17 protein-coding genes and 1 riboswitch are annotated in these 18,826 nt (G+C 32.9%); of the genes, 10 read left to right on the forward strand and 7 right to left on the reverse strand.

All coding sequences use genetic code 11. The features are described 5' to 3' along the window. Positions 1 to 62 precede the first annotated feature (62 nt). The 5 genes from htpG (at position 63) to ACFFVB_RS07755 (ending at position 6,621) form a co-directional block, all read left to right on the forward strand. The gene (htpG, locus tag ACFFVB_RS07735; protein ID WP_382382139.1) at positions 63 to 1,973 is read left to right on the forward strand and encodes a molecular chaperone HtpG; all 1,911 of its coding nucleotides are present in this window, start codon (positions 63 to 65) and stop codon (positions 1,971 to 1,973) included. 164 nt (positions 1,974 to 2,137) lie between these two features. After that, positions 2,138 to 2,506 carry a 6-phosphogluconate dehydrogenase gene (locus ACFFVB_RS07740; RefSeq protein WP_382382236.1) on the forward strand — a complete coding sequence of 123 codons (369 nt, stop codon included), beginning with the start codon at positions 2,138 to 2,140 and terminating at the stop codon, positions 2,504 to 2,506. 89 nt (positions 2,507 to 2,595) lie between these two features. Then, the gene (locus ACFFVB_RS07745) at positions 2,596 to 2,991 is read left to right on the forward strand and encodes a hypothetical protein (protein WP_382382140.1); all 396 of its coding nucleotides are present in this window, start codon (positions 2,596 to 2,598) and stop codon (positions 2,989 to 2,991) included. A 55-nt stretch (positions 2,992 to 3,046) separates the two neighbouring features. After that, positions 3,047 to 5,296, forward strand: a complete 2,250-nt coding sequence (locus ACFFVB_RS07750; RefSeq protein ID WP_382382141.1) for an FUSC family protein — start codon at positions 3,047 to 3,049, stop codon at positions 5,294 to 5,296. Positions 5,297 to 5,382: 86 nt separating this feature from the next. Next, positions 5,383 to 6,621: a DEAD/DEAH box helicase gene (locus tag ACFFVB_RS07755; RefSeq protein ID WP_382382142.1), complete on the forward strand. Its 1,239-nt coding sequence runs from the start codon at positions 5,383 to 5,385 to the stop codon at positions 6,619 to 6,621. 9 nt (positions 6,622 to 6,630) lie between these two features. Here ACFFVB_RS07755 and ACFFVB_RS07760 read toward each other — a convergent pair whose 3' ends face one another. Then, positions 6,631 to 7,296, reverse strand: coding sequence for a M15 family metallopeptidase (locus ACFFVB_RS07760; protein ID WP_382382143.1), 666 nt, complete (start codon positions 7,294 to 7,296; stop codon positions 6,631 to 6,633). Between the two features lie 44 nt (positions 7,297 to 7,340). Between ACFFVB_RS07760 and ACFFVB_RS07765 the strand changes: the two genes are divergently transcribed. The 4 genes from ACFFVB_RS07765 (at position 7,341) to ACFFVB_RS07780 (ending at position 10,833) form a co-directional block, all read left to right on the forward strand. After that, positions 7,341 to 7,700 (forward strand): DoxX family protein, encoded by a 360-nt coding sequence (locus tag ACFFVB_RS07765; protein WP_382382144.1) that lies wholly within the window; start codon positions 7,341 to 7,343, stop codon positions 7,698 to 7,700. 2 nt (positions 7,701 to 7,702) lie between these two features. After that, positions 7,703 to 8,299, forward strand: a complete 597-nt coding sequence (locus ACFFVB_RS07770) for an alpha-ketoglutarate-dependent dioxygenase AlkB family protein (protein ID WP_382382145.1) — start codon at positions 7,703 to 7,705, stop codon at positions 8,297 to 8,299. Between the two features lie 521 nt (positions 8,300 to 8,820). Continuing rightward, positions 8,821 to 10,086 carry a DUF819 family protein gene (locus ACFFVB_RS07775; RefSeq protein ID WP_382382146.1) on the forward strand — a complete coding sequence of 422 codons (1,266 nt, stop codon included), beginning with the start codon at positions 8,821 to 8,823 and terminating at the stop codon, positions 10,084 to 10,086. Between the two features lie 51 nt (positions 10,087 to 10,137). After that, entirely contained in the window at positions 10,138 to 10,833 is a 696-nt protein-coding gene (locus tag ACFFVB_RS07780; RefSeq protein ID WP_382382147.1) for a DUF4369 domain-containing protein, read from the forward strand. A gap of 95 nt (positions 10,834 to 10,928) precedes the next feature. Here ACFFVB_RS07780 and ACFFVB_RS07785 read toward each other — a convergent pair whose 3' ends face one another. Both ACFFVB_RS07785 and ACFFVB_RS07790 read right to left on the reverse strand, forming a co-directional pair. Next, positions 10,929 to 11,636, reverse strand: coding sequence for an LrgB family protein (locus tag ACFFVB_RS07785; RefSeq protein WP_382382148.1), 708 nt, complete (start codon positions 11,634 to 11,636; stop codon positions 10,929 to 10,931). A 3-nt stretch (positions 11,637 to 11,639) separates the two neighbouring features. Further along, positions 11,640 to 12,008 carry a CidA/LrgA family protein gene (locus ACFFVB_RS07790; protein WP_382382149.1) on the reverse strand — a complete coding sequence of 123 codons (369 nt, stop codon included), beginning with the start codon at positions 12,006 to 12,008 and terminating at the stop codon, positions 11,640 to 11,642. Between the two features lie 345 nt (positions 12,009 to 12,353). On the opposite strand from ACFFVB_RS07790, the gene ACFFVB_RS07795 reads away from it, so the two are divergent. Further along, positions 12,354 to 12,731: a PH domain-containing protein gene (locus ACFFVB_RS07795; protein ID WP_382382150.1), complete on the forward strand. Its 378-nt coding sequence runs from the start codon at positions 12,354 to 12,356 to the stop codon at positions 12,729 to 12,731. Positions 12,732 to 12,827: 96 nt separating this feature from the next. On the opposite strand, the gene ACFFVB_RS07800 is transcribed toward ACFFVB_RS07795, so the two are convergent. The 4 genes from ACFFVB_RS07800 to ACFFVB_RS07815 all read right to left on the reverse strand — a co-directional run bounded on the left by ACFFVB_RS07800 (position 12,828) and on the right by ACFFVB_RS07815 (position 18,351). Beyond that, the gene (locus ACFFVB_RS07800) at positions 12,828 to 13,958 is read right to left on the reverse strand and encodes a hypothetical protein (protein WP_382382151.1); all 1,131 of its coding nucleotides are present in this window, start codon (positions 13,956 to 13,958) and stop codon (positions 12,828 to 12,830) included. 19 nt (positions 13,959 to 13,977) lie between these two features. After that, a complete protein-coding gene (locus tag ACFFVB_RS07805; RefSeq protein WP_382382152.1) occupies positions 13,978 to 15,114 on the reverse strand; it encodes a YncE family protein in 1,137 nt (378 codons plus the stop codon). Between the two features lie 7 nt (positions 15,115 to 15,121). Beyond that, positions 15,122 to 17,068, reverse strand: coding sequence for a TonB-dependent receptor domain-containing protein (locus ACFFVB_RS07810; RefSeq protein ID WP_382382237.1), 1,947 nt, complete (start codon positions 17,066 to 17,068; stop codon positions 15,122 to 15,124). A 172-nt stretch (positions 17,069 to 17,240) separates the two neighbouring features. Continuing rightward, a riboswitch (cobalamin riboswitch) is annotated at positions 17,241 to 17,431 on the reverse strand. Positions 17,432 to 17,988: 557 nt separating this feature from the next. Beyond that, entirely contained in the window at positions 17,989 to 18,351 is a 363-nt protein-coding gene (locus ACFFVB_RS07815; RefSeq protein WP_382382153.1) for a hypothetical protein, read from the reverse strand. Between the last annotated feature and the right edge of the window lie 475 nt (positions 18,352 to 18,826).

Genomic DNA, 18,826 nt, shown 5'->3' on the forward strand with positions numbered 1-18,826 from the left:
ACTTGGTATTTTTTTTGACTGTTAGCTCTTCAGAAATTAAACAATTTAAAAACACACATATTATGGCAAAAGGAAGCATTAATGTTTCGGTTGAAAATATCTTTCCATTAATTAAAAAGTTCCTATATAGTGATCACGAAATATTTTTACGTGAATTAATTAGTAATGGAACTGATGCAACTTTAAAACTTAAACACCTTACCAGTATTGGTGAGACTAGTGTAGAGTACGGAAATCCAAAACTTGAAGTAAAAATTGATAAAGAAGGTAAGAAACTTCATATAATCGATCAAGGTTTAGGGATGACTGCAGATGAAGTTGAAAAATACATCAACCAAGTTGCTTTTTCTGGAGCTGAAGAATTTTTAGACAAATACAAAGATTCTGCTAAAGACTCTGGAATTATTGGTCATTTCGGATTAGGTTTCTACTCTGCTTTTATGGTAGCTGAAAAAGTTGAAATCATTACGAAGTCTTTCAAAGACGAACCTGCTGCACATTGGACTTGCGACGGATCTCCTGAATTTACTTTAGAGGCTTCAGACAAGACAGATAGAGGAACAGAAATTATTCTTCATATTGCAGACGATTCAACTGAATTTTTAGAAGAAGCGCGTATTAGTAGTTTACTTTCTAAGTACAACAAGTTTATGCCTATTCCAATTAAATTTGGAACTAAAGAAGTAAACGATCCTGAGCACGAACCTGCAACAATTACAGATAAAGACGGAAAGGAAACGAAAGAACCTCAACGTAAAATTACTGTAGACAATATTATAAACAACCCGAATCCAGCTTGGACAAAACAACCTGCAGATTTAGAAACTGAAGATTATCAGAATTTCTACCGCGAGTTATACCCAATGCAATTCGAAGAGCCTTTATTCCACATTCATTTAAATGTAGATTACCCATTTAATCTTACAGGAATCTTATATTTCCCTAAGATGACTAATGATATGGGATCGCAAAAGGACAAAATCCAATTGTACCAAAATCAAGTATACGTTACAGATAATGTAGAAGGTATTGTACCAGAATTCTTAACGATGTTAAGAGGTGTAATCGATTCTCCAGACATTCCATTAAACGTATCTCGTAGTTATTTACAAGCAGATGGTGCGGTTAAGAAAATCTCTTCTTACATTACTAGAAAAGTAGCAGATAAATTAAAATCGTTATTCAATGAAAATCGTGAAGATTTTGAAGCGAAATGGAACGATATTAAAATTGTAATTGAATACGGAATGCTTTCTGAAGATAAATTCTTCGACAAAGCTGAAGCATTCGCTTTATACCCAACAGTAGATGGCGCATATTACACTTACGAAGAGCTTTCTGAAAAAATTAAAGCAAACCAAACTGACAAAGATGGTAAACTTGTAATTTTATATGCTTCAGATAAAGATGCACAACATAGTTATATTGAAGATGCAAAAGCAAAAGGTTACGAAGTTCTTTTATTAGACTCTCCTATTATTTCGCATTTAATGCAAAAATTAGAAGGATCTAAAGAAAACATTACGTTCTCTAGAGTAGATGCAGATCACGTTAATAATTTAATTAAGAAAGACGAAACTCAGATTTCTAAATTAAGTGACGACGAAAATAAAAAATTAGAAGACATTCTTAAAGAAGCGATTCCTGCAGATAAATTTATGGTACAATTAGAACCGTCTGATAGCGATGCTTCACCATTTATTATCACGCAACCAGAATTTATGCGTCGTATGAAAGAGATGCAACAAACTGGTGGTGGCGGAATGAACATGTTTGGTAATATGCCAGAAATGTACAATCTTATTGTTAACACAAACGCACCTTTAGTTTCAGAAATATTAAATACTGAAGCTGGAGACGACCAAAAACGTTTAATTACGCAAAGTTTAGATTTAGCACGTTTATCTCAAGGTTTATTAAAAGGAGAAGAATTAACTAAATTCATAAAACGTAGTTATAGTATGATTAAGTAATTAATCGACTATTATAATTATAAAATCCGTTACCTTTTAAAACAAGGTGACGGATTTTTTTTGTTATTAAACAAGCATCTTAATAATCACTTTTTTAATAATTAGAGTCTACTTTATAAAATTTATATTAATTTCACGCCCTATTATTACACACAATAGTTATGATAAAAAAAACGATATTTCTTGTTCTTTTAGGTTTAGGAATACTTATTAGTGCCTATATGGCCTTTGTTTATTACGTTCCTTATAGTACAGGAACTCGTGCCGGAGAACTTATAAAAGTGAGTCAGAAAGGTGTTATTTTTAAAACCTGGGAAGGCGAAATTAGTCAAGGTATTAGCGGCGCTCAAATCTTTTCTTTTTCAATAATGGACGACGACCAAGAAGTGATCGAACAATTAAACGAGTTACAGGGTCAATATGTAAAACTAGAATATACACAACGCTATAGAACCTTCTTTATTTGGGGAGATAGTAAACATTTTGTTACCAAAGTTATTCCTGAAAAATCTCCACATATAAATAGAAGATAATAGATTTAGATTATAAAAAACGGAGTTAATATTCTTTAGGCCATCATTTATATTTTCATTAACTTTAAAACAATCAGTAGGTTAAAGTTATGAAGACACTAATTCAGAAATTAAAACTCCATAAACACAACGAGATTCTTGTTTTAAACGAACCTGAAGAATTCTCTGCATTGGTGGGACACTTAGATTGCAATGTTCTAGGATCGCTATTAAAGACTTCTAGTGTATCTTGTGCCTTATTATTTATTACCTCTAAAAAAGAGCTGATAGATCAAATGCTTACGCTTTTTCCGAAACTCACAGACGATTCTATGCTTTGGATTGCGTACCCTAATAAAACCTCTAAGTCTTATATTATTGAATTATATAACGATGAAGCTTGGGACGAAATAATGGATTACAGGCTTCAACCCATCCGCCAAATCGAACTGAATTCGAATTGGAATGCCCTCCGATTTCGTAAAATAGAATACATAAAACATTAATTAATATTTATTCGAATTAAGACTTTTAGATTATCTTTACATGTGAAGCTAGCACATGATAAAAGACAATTTAAAATCTATCGAATTATTCTTTAAAGGATCTCATTTTTATCGTGGTCTTATATTAACGACCTCCATATTAATCCCTTTAGTATTATTTTATTCTCTTGACATATTTTCTTATGCACCTTCTATTGCCATTGGTGTATTTTTAAATGCACCTAGTGATATCCCTGGTAGTTTAAAACGAAAAATAAATGGTACGCTGCTTAGCATCTTGCTTACATCAGCGACGACTTGTATTATACTTTTTGGGAAACCTTTTTTTTATGTTCTAGTCGTACTTATTCCCGTTCTAACGTTTCTAATTTCATTACTATCAGCATACGGATTTAGAGGTTCTTTAATCGCTTTCTCTGGCTTATTAGCTATGGTTATTGGATTAGGTGTACATTACGACACACCTTCACAAATTTTAATTCACGGTCTTTTAATCGCGTGTGGTGGACTTTGGTATTTGCTATACACCTTATTAGTAAATAGGCTAATTCCTAAAAAAGATGAAGACCAAGTTATTTCGGAAACCTTACTTTTAACAGGAAAATATCTTAAGGTTAGAGCGAAACTTATCACCAAAAAGAACAATAGAACGAAGCTTCAAAATGAATTATTTTTGCTTCAAACTCAAATTAGTGAAAAGCATGAAACCTTAAGAGAAATGCTCCTAACAGAACGAAAACGTTCTGGACGTTCTCATTTTGATGAAAAGCGCTTACTTATTTTTATATCCTTAGTCGATATTTTCGAATTAGCCCTTGCAAACAACTTAGATTACACCAAAATTGACACCCATTTTAGCGAACGTAAACAGCATTTAAAACCCTTCAAAAATTTAAATTTCGTGATGGGTAATCACCTGATTATGCTATCGGAATCTGTAATAAAAGGAAACAAAATACCAACTAAAAACAAACTTATAAAAGCATTAAATAAGGCTTCGAAAGGCATAAAATATTATGTAGACGACGTACAACTTCCTAAAGCAAGAGAAGGCGCTATGATGCTTCATAATTTATACGATTATCAAGAAAAACTACTTTATGAGATACGTTCGATAAGACGTGTTATGGCCAATGTAAAAAGTGCTTCTAGTTTAAAGTTACAAGACACAGAGGCGGTTCAGTTTATTACACATCAGGAATATTCATCATCTATTTATTTTGAAAATATCAGTTTTAAATCTCCTATTTTCAGACATACATTACGATTAATGGTTTCTATGTTGGCAGCCTTTTTATTCGGTGAGTATTTCGAAATTAGAAATGCCTACTGGATTATGCTAACCGTAATTGTTATTATGCGTCCTAATTATGGATTAACAAAAGAGCGTACCAAAAACAGAATTATAGGAACTTTAATTGGAGCCGTTTTCGCCATTGCGATAATTATGCTTACAACAAATACTATTGTTTATGCCGTATTAGCCGCATTGTCTTTAACGTTTGCATTTTCATTAATTCAGCAAAATTATAGAGTTGGCGCAACCTTTATTACAACATACATCATATTTGTGTATGCCTTACTCGATCCAAATGCAATGAACGTTATAAAGTTTAGAGTGATCGATACGTTAATAGGTGCTTTAATTTCTTTGTGTACAACCTATTTTTTATGGCCAAATTGGGAGTATAAAAACTTAAACGATGTTATAGAATCTGTCGTTAAGAATAGTACCATTTACTTGTTAGCGACACAGAATTTATCGCATAATAAAAATAGTGACAACATAAATTACAAACTCTCCCGTAAAGAAGCTTTTTTAGCTGTTGGAAACTTAAATGCTGCGTTCCAGCGTATGACCCAAGATCCGAAATCTAAGCAAATAGAATTGGATTTAATTTATAAAATAGTGACTTTAAATCATACGTTTTTAGCTGCTGTTGCATCCTTAGGAAGTTTTATTCAGCATCATAAAACGCGAGAAGCCTCAGAACAGTTTGATGTGTTTATCAATCATATAAAAAACAACTTAGATTATACTTTCGCTCTATTACATAAAGACGAGTTAAAACCTCTACATACAGGAGCAGATATTTCGGAAGCAGAAGACAAGCTATTACTTAACTTTCAAAAGCTATCAAAAAAGCGAAATAAGGAAATTGAAAAAGGAAAAACTATAATCGACAAAAGCATGCTTAACGATTTACAGGAAGCACATTTAATTTACAACCAACTGCTTTGGCTAAAAGGCCTTTCGGAAAGTTTAAAAAAATCTACCGAAAAGTACGTCAACGCTTTTAGTTAAAACCAAAAGGTTCTAGGTAAAAACACAAAGTGGTCAATACTGTTGGCTTTTACACTATCTTTGTCCCAATCTTATTTATTTATATCATGTCGTTTAAAGACTTACAACTTAACAGGCCGCTTTTACGCGCTATTGCAGAATCTGGTTATAATGAACCTACTTTAATTCAGGAAAAAACAATCCCTTTTGTTTTAGCTGGAAAAGATGTTATTGCATCTGCACAAACCGGTACAGGAAAAACAGCTGCTTTTGCATTACCTATTCTTCAATTATTTTTCGATAATCAAAATGCTCCAAAAGGAGGAAAAAAGATTAAAGCACTAATTGTAAGTCCTACGCGAGAATTAGCCATTCAAATTGAAGAAAACTTTCAGAAATATAGCAAATATACCAACTTAACAAGTGCTGTCGTTTTTGGTGGTGCTTCTATAGAACCTCAAATTGCTATTTTAAAGAAAGGTGTCGACATTTTAATTGCGACTCCTGGTCGTCTGCTTGATTTACACAAGCAAGATGTTGTAAATTTAGATTTCGTTGAAACATTAGTTCTTGACGAAGCCGATTTAATGCTAGACATGGGCTTTATAGACGATGTTAAAAAAATTGAACGTCTATGTTCTAAAGAAAAACAAATTTTATTGTTTTCGGCAACTATGCCTTTTAAGGTTGAGCAACTTGCTAAAACGATTTTAAAAGATCCTGAACGTGTAGAAGTCTCTCCAACATCTTCAGCAGCAAAAAGTGTATCGCAATTATTGTTTTATGTTCCAAAACCTAAGAAAATTGAATTGTGTTTACATTTATTAAGAAATACAATAAAAGGAAACATGTTAATTTTTAGACGCACAAAGTTTGGTGTCGAAAAATTAGAGCAAACCTTAGCTAAAAATGGTTATAAAGTTGAAAGCTTTCATGGCGATAAATCTCAAGAAGATAGACAAGCCGCTTTAACTAATTTCAAGAATGGTGATTCAAATATTTTAATTGCAACGGATGTTGCCGCTCGTGGTATTGATATTGATAGCTTAGATGCTGTAATTAATTTCGATATCCCAAATATTTCGGAAACTTATGTTCACAGAATTGGAAGAACTGGACGTGCTGGAAATTTAGGAATGTCGTATTCTTTTTGTTCTGCAGACGAAAAAGGTTACATCAAATCAATTCAACAATTAATGCAAAGAGAAATCGCAGTTGAAGAAGACCATCCTTATTTATTAGATCCAAAGGCAAAACCTGAAGTTCACAAGAAACAAGGCGGTAGCAAACATAAAAAAGGTCGTAAATCTGAAGCTTCTAAGAAGAAAAAGAAACGCTGGTATTAATCCAAATACTTATTCCACAGGAAAATTAAAATACTGATTTTTAAAGGGTTCATTTCTCAATGTAAAATGCCACCATTCTTTGCTATAACTTCTAAATCCGTGTTTTTGCATGACCCGTTGTAGCAATATTCTGTTGTGTTTTTGTTCGGCGCTTAAATTAGTATATGCCACCCAAGATGGCTCTCCAAAAAAGTCGAAAGGCGAGCCCATATCTAAATTTTCATCTGTATCTGTATGCACAATAGTTAAATCGACTGTGCTCCCACTGCTGTGTCTCGATTTTGAAGCAATATAACCGTCTCTAAATAAATAGCGTTTATTTACATCAGGATAAAAATGAGGTTTCATTATAGTATCGTTAATATTCTTTGCCCATTTTATAAAATGATTAACGGCTTCTTGAGGTCGGTAAGCATCATAAATCTTAAGAGATAAGTTCTGAGCTTCTAATTCTTTTTGAACCGCCTTTAAAGCTTCGGCAGTTTCCTGAGTAACAATACCCACTGCATTGTGATATCCATAAATAGGTTCTCCTACGAAGTTATAATCTGTGCAATAGCGCATCTCTAATTGTATGCTTGGCACAACATCTTTTACATACACAAACCCTTTAGGTAACTGCGAAAAAGCGTAAAAACTAATAAGAAAACAGAAAAAGGTAATTTTAAATTTCATAGCATCGGCATTAAAGGCTAATTTAGATAAAATATTTTTCTCCTATGTTGTATCCTTGGCATTTATATTTGATGGCTATTCTTTATATCGTAGCTGGTGTATTACATTTTGTAAACCCCAAGACCTATTTAAGAATCATGCCTGACTACATTCCTAACCCTAAATTAATGGTTGCTTTAAGCGGCTTTTTCGAAATTGCTTTAGGTATTGCTATTTGTATTCCGATTTTAAAATCGATTGCGATTTATGGCTTTATTGCTATGCTTGCTGTTTTCTTACTCGTACATTTTTACATGCTTAAAAACGATAAAACTGGAGCAGGCATTCCTAAATGGATCTTAATATCCCGCATCCCTCTTCAATTTGTATTAATGTATTGGGCATATTCATACGTAACGCTATAAAGATGCTTTTTGAAAATGAACCTATAGTTTTAAAAATGAAGGATGCAGAAGTCATCTACTTCCCTGCATTCTTTAATTCTTCTGAAGCTGATTTCTATTTCAAATCTCTTTTAAATTCAGTTACTTGGCAACAAGACGATATTCGGATTTTCGGAAAAACAATGCCACAACCTCGGCTTACCGCATTATATGCAAATAATGAGAAACCGTATTCATATTCAGGGATTACGATGACTCCTCAAGAGTTTAACACCCCACTTTCAATAATTAAAACTAAAATAGAATCAGAGACGCAACACAAATTTACAACCTGTTTATGTAATTTATATCGCGACGGAAATGACAGTAATGGATGGCATTCGGATAACGAAAAAGAGTTGGGACAAAATCCGATAATTGCTTCGGTATCTTTTGGAGCAGCACGTGTATTTCATTTAAAACACCGTAAAGATGCAAACTTAAAACAGAAACTGATATTACAACATGGCAGTTTACTTTTAATGAAAGGAGAAACTCAAAAGCACTGGCTACACCAAGTTCCAAAAACAAAAAAAGTGATTGGGCAGCGCATTAATTTAACTTTTAGAACGGTATATTAAACAAAAAAACCGAAGTCCCTCAACCCCGGTTTATTGATTTGCATATTTTATAAAGATGTTAGATTTGGGAATCTAGTATCAACTATATAATGCAAAAATTAATTAATCCTTTTCTAAAATATTCTTTAGAATAGTCAAAAGTAAAAAAATAAGCCGAAATAATAGTGTTAAACCCTGATTTTATTCGACTAAATACACTGAATTTTAACGTTAGGAATCACTGAAAAGAAAAGAACACAAAAAGCCGCGTTTAAAGACTCTATTTTTATTGAGAATTGAATGCATATTTATCTAAGAAGCAATTAAAAAAAAGGCAAAGAAAAAGCATCCTTTCGGGATGCTTTTTCACTAACTAACCAACCAATATGAAAATTATTACTCTCAATATTAAAGTAACCACACTCTAATATTTGTTATCATAATAATTACAAACTAAAATGCAATCATCGTGCCAAACTTTAAAACAAACTCTTTCTTTTTAAAGCTCAAAATTGTTAATTTGCGTCTTTTAACAAATCTTTATGGAAAACGCCCCTTTATTCACTAACGATGCCATAGTTTTTGGTATTCTAATGCTATCACTCGGATTAGTCTTTTATACAGAGTCTAAAAAAACTAAATTCTGGACCACATTTTATAAATACATCCCTGGATTATTAATGTGTTATTTAATACCCGCAATATTTAATTCTTTAAATATAATTTCAGCAGATACCTCACAAACATATTTTATTGCAAGTCGCTATTTATTACCTGCAGCTTTGGTATTAATGACCATTAGCATCGATTTAAAAGCCATTTTTAATTTAGGATGGAAAGCTCTAATTATGTTCTTTACTGGGACATTAGGGATTGTTATTGGCGGACCAATTGCTATTTTATTAATTTCAACATTTTCTCCAGAAACCGTAGGCGGTGCTGGCTTCGATGCAGTATGGCGCGGACTCTCCACATTAGCGGGAAGTTGGATTGGTGGAGGTGCAAACCAAGCTGCAATGTTAGAAATATATGAATACAATCAGGAATTGTATGGTGGAATGGTTTTAGTAGATATTGTCGTTGCTAATATTTGGATGGCAATCATATTATTAGGAATAGGAAAACGTAAAAAAATAGATAATTGGTTAAAAGCAGATAATAGTGCTATTGATGAGTTACAGGCAAAAGTTCAAAATTTTAGTGATAAAATTACTCGAGTACCAACACTTAACGATTATATGATGATTCTTGGATTTACATTTGTAGCCGTTGGTATTGCACATTTTGGTTCTGAAGAAATCTCGTCCTTCCTAAACACAAACTTTACTGCAGTAAGTGATCCAAGTAGTCCGTTATCTTCTTTTGGAAGTGGTTTTTTCTGGTTAATAACTATAGCTACAGTTATCGGAATTTTATTATCGTATACGAAAGTAAAAAATTATGAAGGAGCAGGTGCTAGTAAAATAGGAAGCATTTTCATTTATATATTAGTAGCAACTATCGGTATGAAAATGGATTTAAACAAAATACTCGAAAACCCAGGCTTAATTTTAATTGGACTCGTTTGGATGACAATTCATGCGGTCTTACTTATAATAGTAGCCAAGTTAATAAAAGCACCTTATTTTTTCCTTGCTGTAGGAAGTCAAGCTAATGTTGGAGGTGCAGCCTCTGCCCCTGTTGTAGCGGCAGCATTTCACCCGTCGTTAGCCACTGTCGGAGCCCTTTTAGCCGTGTTTGGATATGTTGTTGGTACCTATGGTGCTATTCTATGCACCGAGTTGATGAAAATCGTAGCAACCAACTAGTTTTTAATAAATATTTATAAGATATTTGCCCACCAAAATTTAATTATACAAATGAAAAATCTATCTATTTTACTCCTTTTATTAATCGTAGTATCCTGTGGTAAAGACCAAGGAAATTTAACTGTAAATGCACATGTTAAAGGCTTAAAAAAAGGAACAGTTTATCTTCAAAAAATAGAAGACGATTCTCTTTTAGTTTCCGTAGACTCTTTAATAATTAATGGAAATGAAGTTTTTGAATTACACGGACAAGTAGATTCTCCTGAAATTTATTATCTGGTATTAAATAAACATGATAAGTCTTACGAACGCATTCCGTTTTTTGCAGAAGCAGGTATAATTAATATTAAGAGTACGCTTAAAAACTTTGTTGTAGATGCTAAAATTTCAGGATCTAAAAATCAAGAACTTTTAGAGGAATACAATCAATTAAATGCAAAAATAAATAATGCACGATTAGATTTAGTTGTTGAAAAATTTAAAGCCACTCAAGCTCAAGATTCTATAAAAATTGACAGCATTATTAAAATGGACAATAGCTTTATAAAACGTAAATATCTATATACGGTTAATTATGCGATTAATCATAAGGATGCCGAAGTGGCTCCGTATTTAGCATTATCCGAAATCTACAATGCAAATATTAAATGGTTAGATACTATTAACTCGTCTTTGACTCCAGAGGTTAAAGCTTCTAAATATGGGAAGCAATTAGAAGCTTATATTGCAGACATCAAGAAAAATTAAAACATTTCTTTACAGAAATAAAAAAGGCTCTACAAAATAATTGTAGAGCCTTTTTCTCTGAACCATAGTTTTTATACAACTTATTACTTTAAGATCTAAAAGTCAATCCAGATCCCCATAAACGCTATAATATAAGGTGCTAAAAGTGCCGTAAAGACACCATTTACAATCAGTCCGATACTAGATAAAGCACCAAAATTACCACTTATTTCCATAGATTTTGAAGCTCCCAAAACGTGAGCAGCTGTTCCCATAGAAATCCCTTGGGCTATTGTACTTTTAATACGTGTAATCTTCATAATCTCGTATCCGAATATAGATCCAAGAATTCCGAATAATACCACTACCGATGCTGTAAGCGGAGGTATTCCTCCTAAAGTTTTAGACACCTCCATAGCAATAGGTGTTGTCACTGATTTTGGAGCTAAAGAGAAAACAATTTCTTTTGGTGCTCCCATAAAATGTGAAATTAAAACAACAGACACTACACCTGCGATACATCCTACCAATTGAGATACGACAATAGGAATCGCTTGTTTTTTTATTTTTCCTAATTGCTGGTATAAAGGCACTCCTAAAGCTATAATTGCAGGTTTCAGCAAGAATTCAATCATTCTACTCCCTTGGTGATAGGATTCAAAATCGATTTTAAAAATAGTTAACACTGCTATTATTAAAATAATCGCTACTAGTACAGGATTAAGTAAAATCATTTTGGTCTTTCTTCGTATTCCTTGAGCTAAAAAATAAGCCACAAAGGTTAAAGTAAGAATAAAAATTTCTGAGTTTAAAATAGTATCCATAACCTAAGCTTGCGGATTTTTATTTTTCTTGAATATCTTTTTGTGCTTCATAAATAATTGGTGCGTCCAACCGGTACAGGCAAAAACGATTATTGTAGCTAGAGTAGACGCTACAATTATTGGCCAAAAAGAGGCTTTAATAAGATCCAGATATAACATAATAGCAACACCAGGAGGCACAAAAAAGAAAGCCATATTCTTGGTTAGGAAATTACTTAAGCCGCGTACCCACTCCAATTTTATCCAACCTAATTCTAAAGAGATGGTTAAAACCAACATCCCGATTATACTAGACGGCATTTTAATTCCTGTAAGATATACGAATACCTCTCCAAAGAGCAAACACCCCATAATTATTACAACTTGTCTCATCTAAAAATATTTTGTTATAGCACTATCAAAAGAAACTTCTCACATAGCTAAACAGTCAAAACTGACCTGTATTATCGTATTTCAAAAATAACCATTATAAGCATAAAAAGCGCTAGAAAATCAATTGATTATGCTGTTTTTAAAGCTTCTAAACCGAAACTGAATCCTATTTAAATCTTTAATATTATTCACGTAAAATCATTGAAAAATCAATTAAAAGAGTGATTAAGCTATTTTTAATTATGAAAAAGACACATTTTGTTTCTAATCAAAATATCTTTGTAATTAAAATTCAAGCATGTAATCGTTCTAATACGATTCATTTTAATTTGAAACTAGATACAAATGGGAATATTCAATAAAATATTAGGAAATGCTTCAGAAGTATCTCCTGAACAATTAAATGAGAAGTATAGCAGATTACTTATTAATGGAGAGCATGTAGAATTGGGGTTTAAGCTAATGCGTGATACTTTTATGTTTACCAATAAGCGCTTAATTTTAATCGATGTACAAGGACTTACAGGAAGTAAGCAAGAATACAGATCGATGCCTTATAAAAGTATTTCTAGATTTTCTCTAGAAACCGCTGGCACATTCGATTTGGATGCCGAATTAAAAATTTGGATCTCGAGTGAGAACTTACCTTCCGTAAGCAAAAAGTTTAATAAGAGTATAAATGTATACGAAGTTCAGAAGTATTTGGCTCAGAAAGTGATGTAATTTATTTCAGTAAATACATATTAGTCGAAATAAAAAACGCTTCAGAAATAAATTCTGAAGCGTTTTTTTGATAGTATGATTTGTATTAAAGGAACGTTATTCTGTCAAGCTTAAATCTGCCACCCCTTTAACTTCAGTAGACAATTCACCTAACCATCCCATATTGGCTTGAATACCTGTCTGGATTTTAATAAAATCGATTCCTGATAAAGAAACAAAAGCTCCATCTGCATCAATAGCATCTGCAATATCGATATTATCTCCTCCACCTGTATTATCTGCATAACCATATTCGAATGGCGTACTTGTAATAAATGAAGGATTACTCATATTAATATTTTCACTTGATAAAAGTGTTCCTGTTAACGTGTAAGAGTCTTCAGTAATCCATTCTGGATAATATGCTTGTTGATGGAAATTATTCTTATTTACGAATCCTGTTGTTCCTTCGCTATCTTCCCATGCAATGTCATCAGATTCTGAAGCTGGTTTAAAATAGGTTAAACTATAGTTACGGATTGTTCCTTCTAAATCGTGAGCACTTCCTTTAATCTCATACCACGTATCATCAGCAATTCCATTTGCGTTTTCATCTTGCATCACCCAAATAACTCCAGGTTCAGCAAAAGAAGGTAATGGATTTCCGTAAACTACAAAATCATTTTCGTCTGTTGCATTTAATACAGTATGGTCGAATGCTAAAGTAATAGAACCTCCCCAAGCTCCTAAAGTAACGAAGCCATTTTTTGTGTTTAAAATCCCTTCTGCACTTTCTAAATTCCCTAAATTTTTGTTTAAGAATTGTCCTGGTGCTGGTAAATATTCAATTAATTCTGTAACGTAAGGCGTGCTATCTGCTGTTACTGGACGAATAAAAGCATCTACCGTTATATTATAATTGAAAGTAAACTCGCCACTAATGTTATATGCACGATAAGACAGCTCGTAATTCCCTGTCGTTTCAGGTGTAAAAGCGTAGGTGCTTTCAGACGATACTACACTATCTCCAAGGGTCCATTCGCTTGTATAGATATCATCATTTAAATTACTTGCTTCAAAAGTCTTCGTATCGGTCATTGTCATTGAAACAGCCTGCTCTGTAACAGAAAGTTCTATTTCCGGGACTAATATAGGATCTTCATCATCGCTTGAACACGCAAAAAATAATGCACTGCATCCAAATAATAGCGCTACTTTGTTTTGTTTTAAAAAATTTAATTTTTTCATTTTCATCTTTTTATTATAATTATTCTGGTTGATAAACAAATTGAATTTTGGCAGGAATATCGCCAGTGACAACTTTCCACTTAAATTCGCCGTCCGAATCGAAACAATACAAATCGCCAGGGGTAACGTAATCTTTTGCATCTGTTATATAGATGTCTTCATTTTCTGGATTTACGGCAATTCCGTAAGGGATTTGAATTAATTCCTCGTTGCCTTCAGCAATAAAAGAATCTTCTAAAACAGTTTCAGTTTTGGTGTCTAATTTGCTATACGAAATGGTATTTTCTCCTGTATAGTAATTAAATTCGGTACTGTAGATATAGGCAATGTCGTTATGAATAGTAAAATTACTTACTGCTAAATCGAACGTTTTCTTCACTTTATCTGTTTTAGTATCTACGACAAAAAAGTTTGAAGGTGTTTCAAAATAATCTCCTCGAGAAGACACATATAAATCCCCTTCGCTATCCACTTTTAAACGGTGTAGATTTTTAGCCACTTCGATGCGCTTCGTTTCTGTAAAACTTGGAATATCAATTACCGAAATACTAGTTTCGTACTCCGGTGGGCTATAACCACCAGAATTCGCCACATAAAGTTTATCGTCGTAAGCAACCAATTCTTCAGGCTGACGACCAACATCTACTTTACGAGTTACCGTTAAACTTGTCGTATCAATTTCGTTAACCTGTCCCTGTGGAGCACTTGGGTCACCTATTGTGCCCAAATAAGTACTTAAATAGGCTTTACCTTTATAAAACGTGATATATCTACAATTATCTACATTAATTTGTTTCAACTTAACACCAGTATTTGCATCTAGAACCTCAACTTTATTCGACGCATTAACTACGATATACATTTTAGAACCATAAATCCCTATATCGTTGGCAACATCTCCTAAGCCTCCAACTTCCGATGGGTTTGCATCCTTAAAACGTTCTTGTTTATATTCACCCGTCTCAAAGTCCATATAATCTAAAGAGGCTTTGTTCATAGACATGTTGCCTTCATTGACGACATAGAATCCTTTTAGAATACTATTTGGGTCAGGTGCTTGAGGTGTTTGATAAACTATCTCTGTAAAAATTGGATCGTCTGTTCTGCAAGACAAAACAGTCAATATAATTATAAAAATTAGTATATATTTTTTCATTTAATAATTAAAGTTTATAATTAATTGTAAAGCGGTACGAACGTCCCGGCATTGGGAAATTCTTAATCACATCGTATTGTTGGTCTAATAAGTTATTAACCTCTACTCCTATTTGAATGGGATTTTTCAACTCTTGAAATGTATAGTTAGCCGATAAATCGTGAGTATACCAAGGTTCTAGATAGTTAGATGCTATGTTTGCTTTCTGGCTGTAGCGACTTCCCGTATAAATAAAACTGTAGTTAAACTGAAACGCTTTATATCCTGTCATAACTGTTGCACTCCCGCTATGAAGCGGTATATATGGTATTTGGTCGCCATAACTATTACTATTAGCCGTTACATCTATTGATTCTTGATAAGTGTAATTAAGCATTCCGGTAACATTAAAATCTTTATAAAATGTTACGGAAGATTTTATGCCGACTTCTAACCCAGTAGTTTCTACTTCACCAAGATTTAGCATGGTCCATCTAAATAAATTAGCTCCGGGAACAGCCACAATTTTATCGGTAATCCATATTTTATAAACATCGGCTTGGATTTCGAAGAAGGATTTCTGTTTAGAATGTTGATATGAAAATCCGAAATCAATTTGCTCTGAATTTTCTGGTCTAAGAAAAGTATTCCCAACAAAAGTGTAGTACAAATCGTTAAAAGTAGGCATTCTGAAAATATTCTTATAAAACCCACGTAATCTCAAATCTGAATTTTGAAAAGGTTGTAGATTAATCAACACGGAAGGCGAGAATTTCTGAAAATCGTCTGCCGAATCGTAGGCTTGTACCGTCTCATTTACCGTGGTACTTAATACACTTAATTGAAGATTTAATCGTTTAAAATGAAAGTTACTTGCTAATGCATTTAGCATGGAAAATCGCTTGGGATATGCAAAACGATATAAGTTGGCATCGAGTGTATTTTCTTCAAAATCTGAAGCAAGAGATACTTCCCAAAACGGTTTCAGTTTAACCGTATTTACTATAGATGTGTAATATTTTTTCTGATTGTATCTGTTGTCTAAAATTCCATCCAGAGAAACAATTTCAGGGTCAACGTAACGCGTATAATCATCGGCGTATTTTCCTCTAACAACAAAGAAGTACGAGTCGTTTACTTCATATTTAAATTCACCTTGAATAAAACTATTTTTATCCCATAAACGTTGCGGACGCTCAAAACGATTTGCTACGATGGCACCTGGCAAACCGCGTTCGGAATCGAAATGATAATATTTTAAGTTCCAACTAATTTTCTTTGACGGATTTCCATAAAGCGCCGCTTCTACGCGATACGATTTTATGTCTGCATTTTTACGCACTGCTGTAGTATCATAAGTCCCATTCGTATATTGAAATTTATATTCACCATCGGCAGAGACCATTTCGGCACTCACGCGGGCAGCTATCTTAGGCGTTAAATTATAATCGAAAGAAAATGATGGATTAATTAGTCCGAAGGAGCCCGTTTTAAAGGTTACATCTGCTTGATATGCTTTTTCATTATTAAAATCTGGAGTTTTCGATTTTAAATAAATACTATTTGCAGACGCATAAGCATTTGCGGACTGGTCTAAATCGGTCCGTTGCCCTTGGTACAAGCTTACTTGTTCCATATTATTTAAGGAATATTTCCCTAAATCGACTTGACCATTTTGCGCATTTCCTAATTTAACACCATCGTAAAAGACTCCTGTATGTTGCGAACCCATACTACGAATATTCACCGTTTTTAATCCACCTACTCCACCGTAGTCTTTAAGCTGAACACCGCTAAAATAACGTATCGCATCGGCTACATTTAAACTATTTAAACGGGCTAACGTTCCGCCATCTAAAGTTTGCACTGGTGCTGGAGACACGTGTTTTTTATGTTGCGTAATATTATATTTTAATACAACTTCTTTCAGGGAGGTAGCGGCAACAGTATCCTGTTCTTGTGCCAAAACAGACACCGAACTGAAACACGTGATACATGTTATTAAAATAAAATTATAAAACAATTTTGAAAACCTCACCTCTATTAATTTATTGCAATCGAGGGCAGACTAACCGGTACGGGACACAGTTACTCCTAAAGAGAAGAATAATACGATTCTAATCCTAGCTTTTATCCCCGAAAGCTATTTGAATTACTAAAAAATGGCAGTTCTTCTGACTTACTCCTTCCACCTGGCCTTCCCTTTCTATTGAAAAGTGACCGAAAATTAGGTTTCCGTTATGAGCTTACAGCTGCGGGACAGTTTCGGATTTTCACCGAATTCTCTTTTAATGTTAATGTTTAAATAAACACAACAACCATTTCCCTTAATATTTAAAAATGCAAATTTAGACAAAAAACACAGATAGCAAACCATCTATTTCACATTTCATACTATTAAAATAATTCCTAGACTAATTACATCCTTTAAACACATGAAATCAGAATTTTATATAGTAAAGCAAATATAATGAGTAGGATTGATATCACTTATGATATCTATCATAGAAGATAACTATAAATTTTAAAATAAGATCTCGTGTGTGAGATCGCAACATCAATAAATTAGCATATATATTGATTCGAATAAACCCAACTTAAGTTAAGTGGATTACGGATTAGAATTTAAGGCCCCGAAAATAAACGAATACCTTGGTAATTTAAAAAAACCTGGAGAGAACCCTTCTTTCTTTATTTAGTTTCAAACATAATCTGAATAACACAGATAAAAATGAAGTTCGGGGTAAAAAGAAAAGGGCTGAAATATTTTATATTCCAGCCCTTTATCCTAAAACGTATTTTTTTATATAAGCTATAATCTTTGAAAATTAATTTAAGAAACCATTTAGACATTTCTAAATAGCCTTAGAACACAGTACGGTTGTAATAAGAAGTTTACTCTTCTACTACGATATCGTAATCATAATTAAATTCCCCTGCGATGTTATAAGCTCTGTAAGACAAAACATATTCTCCTGGAGCTTCAGCAACAAATTCATAAGAATTTTCAGAAGAAACTAAAATATCGTTTAAACTCCACTCATTAGCATATATGCTATCTACTTCTGTTACTCTTTGAGCCTCAAATGTAATGCGATCTCCAACTTTCATACCGTCCTTAAACGATAATTCTGTCATATTTAATTCGGGAGCAGCAACGCGAAAATCTGCATAGTCTTTTGCACAAGAAACAAACAAAGATGCGCATACTAGGAAAAATATGGCTGTACGCCATGTTCTGAAGTTTAATTTTTTCATTTTGTTATAGATTTGGGTTGATTCAATAATTTTACTAAAACTTCTCTAGCTACTACATTCCTTTTATTCGGAAATCAAGTATAAATCAGGTTAAAAATAAGCTTAAAGCTACTAGATGGTTTTATGTACTAATTAATTCTCTTTTTTATGTTAATATTATGATTATGTTATTTAATCTGTAAAAAATAATGACATCGATCACAGACTGAAAAAATATTCATCGTATAAATACGATATGTAATTTAGGTTAAGTCACTTATACCTTCGCAAGGTACGAAAGTTATTCAATATTTAGTGAAAATAAGTTTAGAAAAAGTAGACAACACGGACACTTTAGCGAAATTCTCAAAAGTTTCAGGCCATCTTAAACGTATTATTAATTTAAACCTCATAAATACGCAATATTGTTTGTTGACCGACAATACGAACACTTAATCGATGTTTTTTCCTTATGCAGTCTACAATCTCTCTTTAT

Origin of the sequence: Formosa undariae (assembly GCF_042427615.1) — a bacterium.
GTDB classification, from domain to species: Bacteria; Bacteroidota; Bacteroidia; order Flavobacteriales; family Flavobacteriaceae; genus Formosa; species Formosa undariae.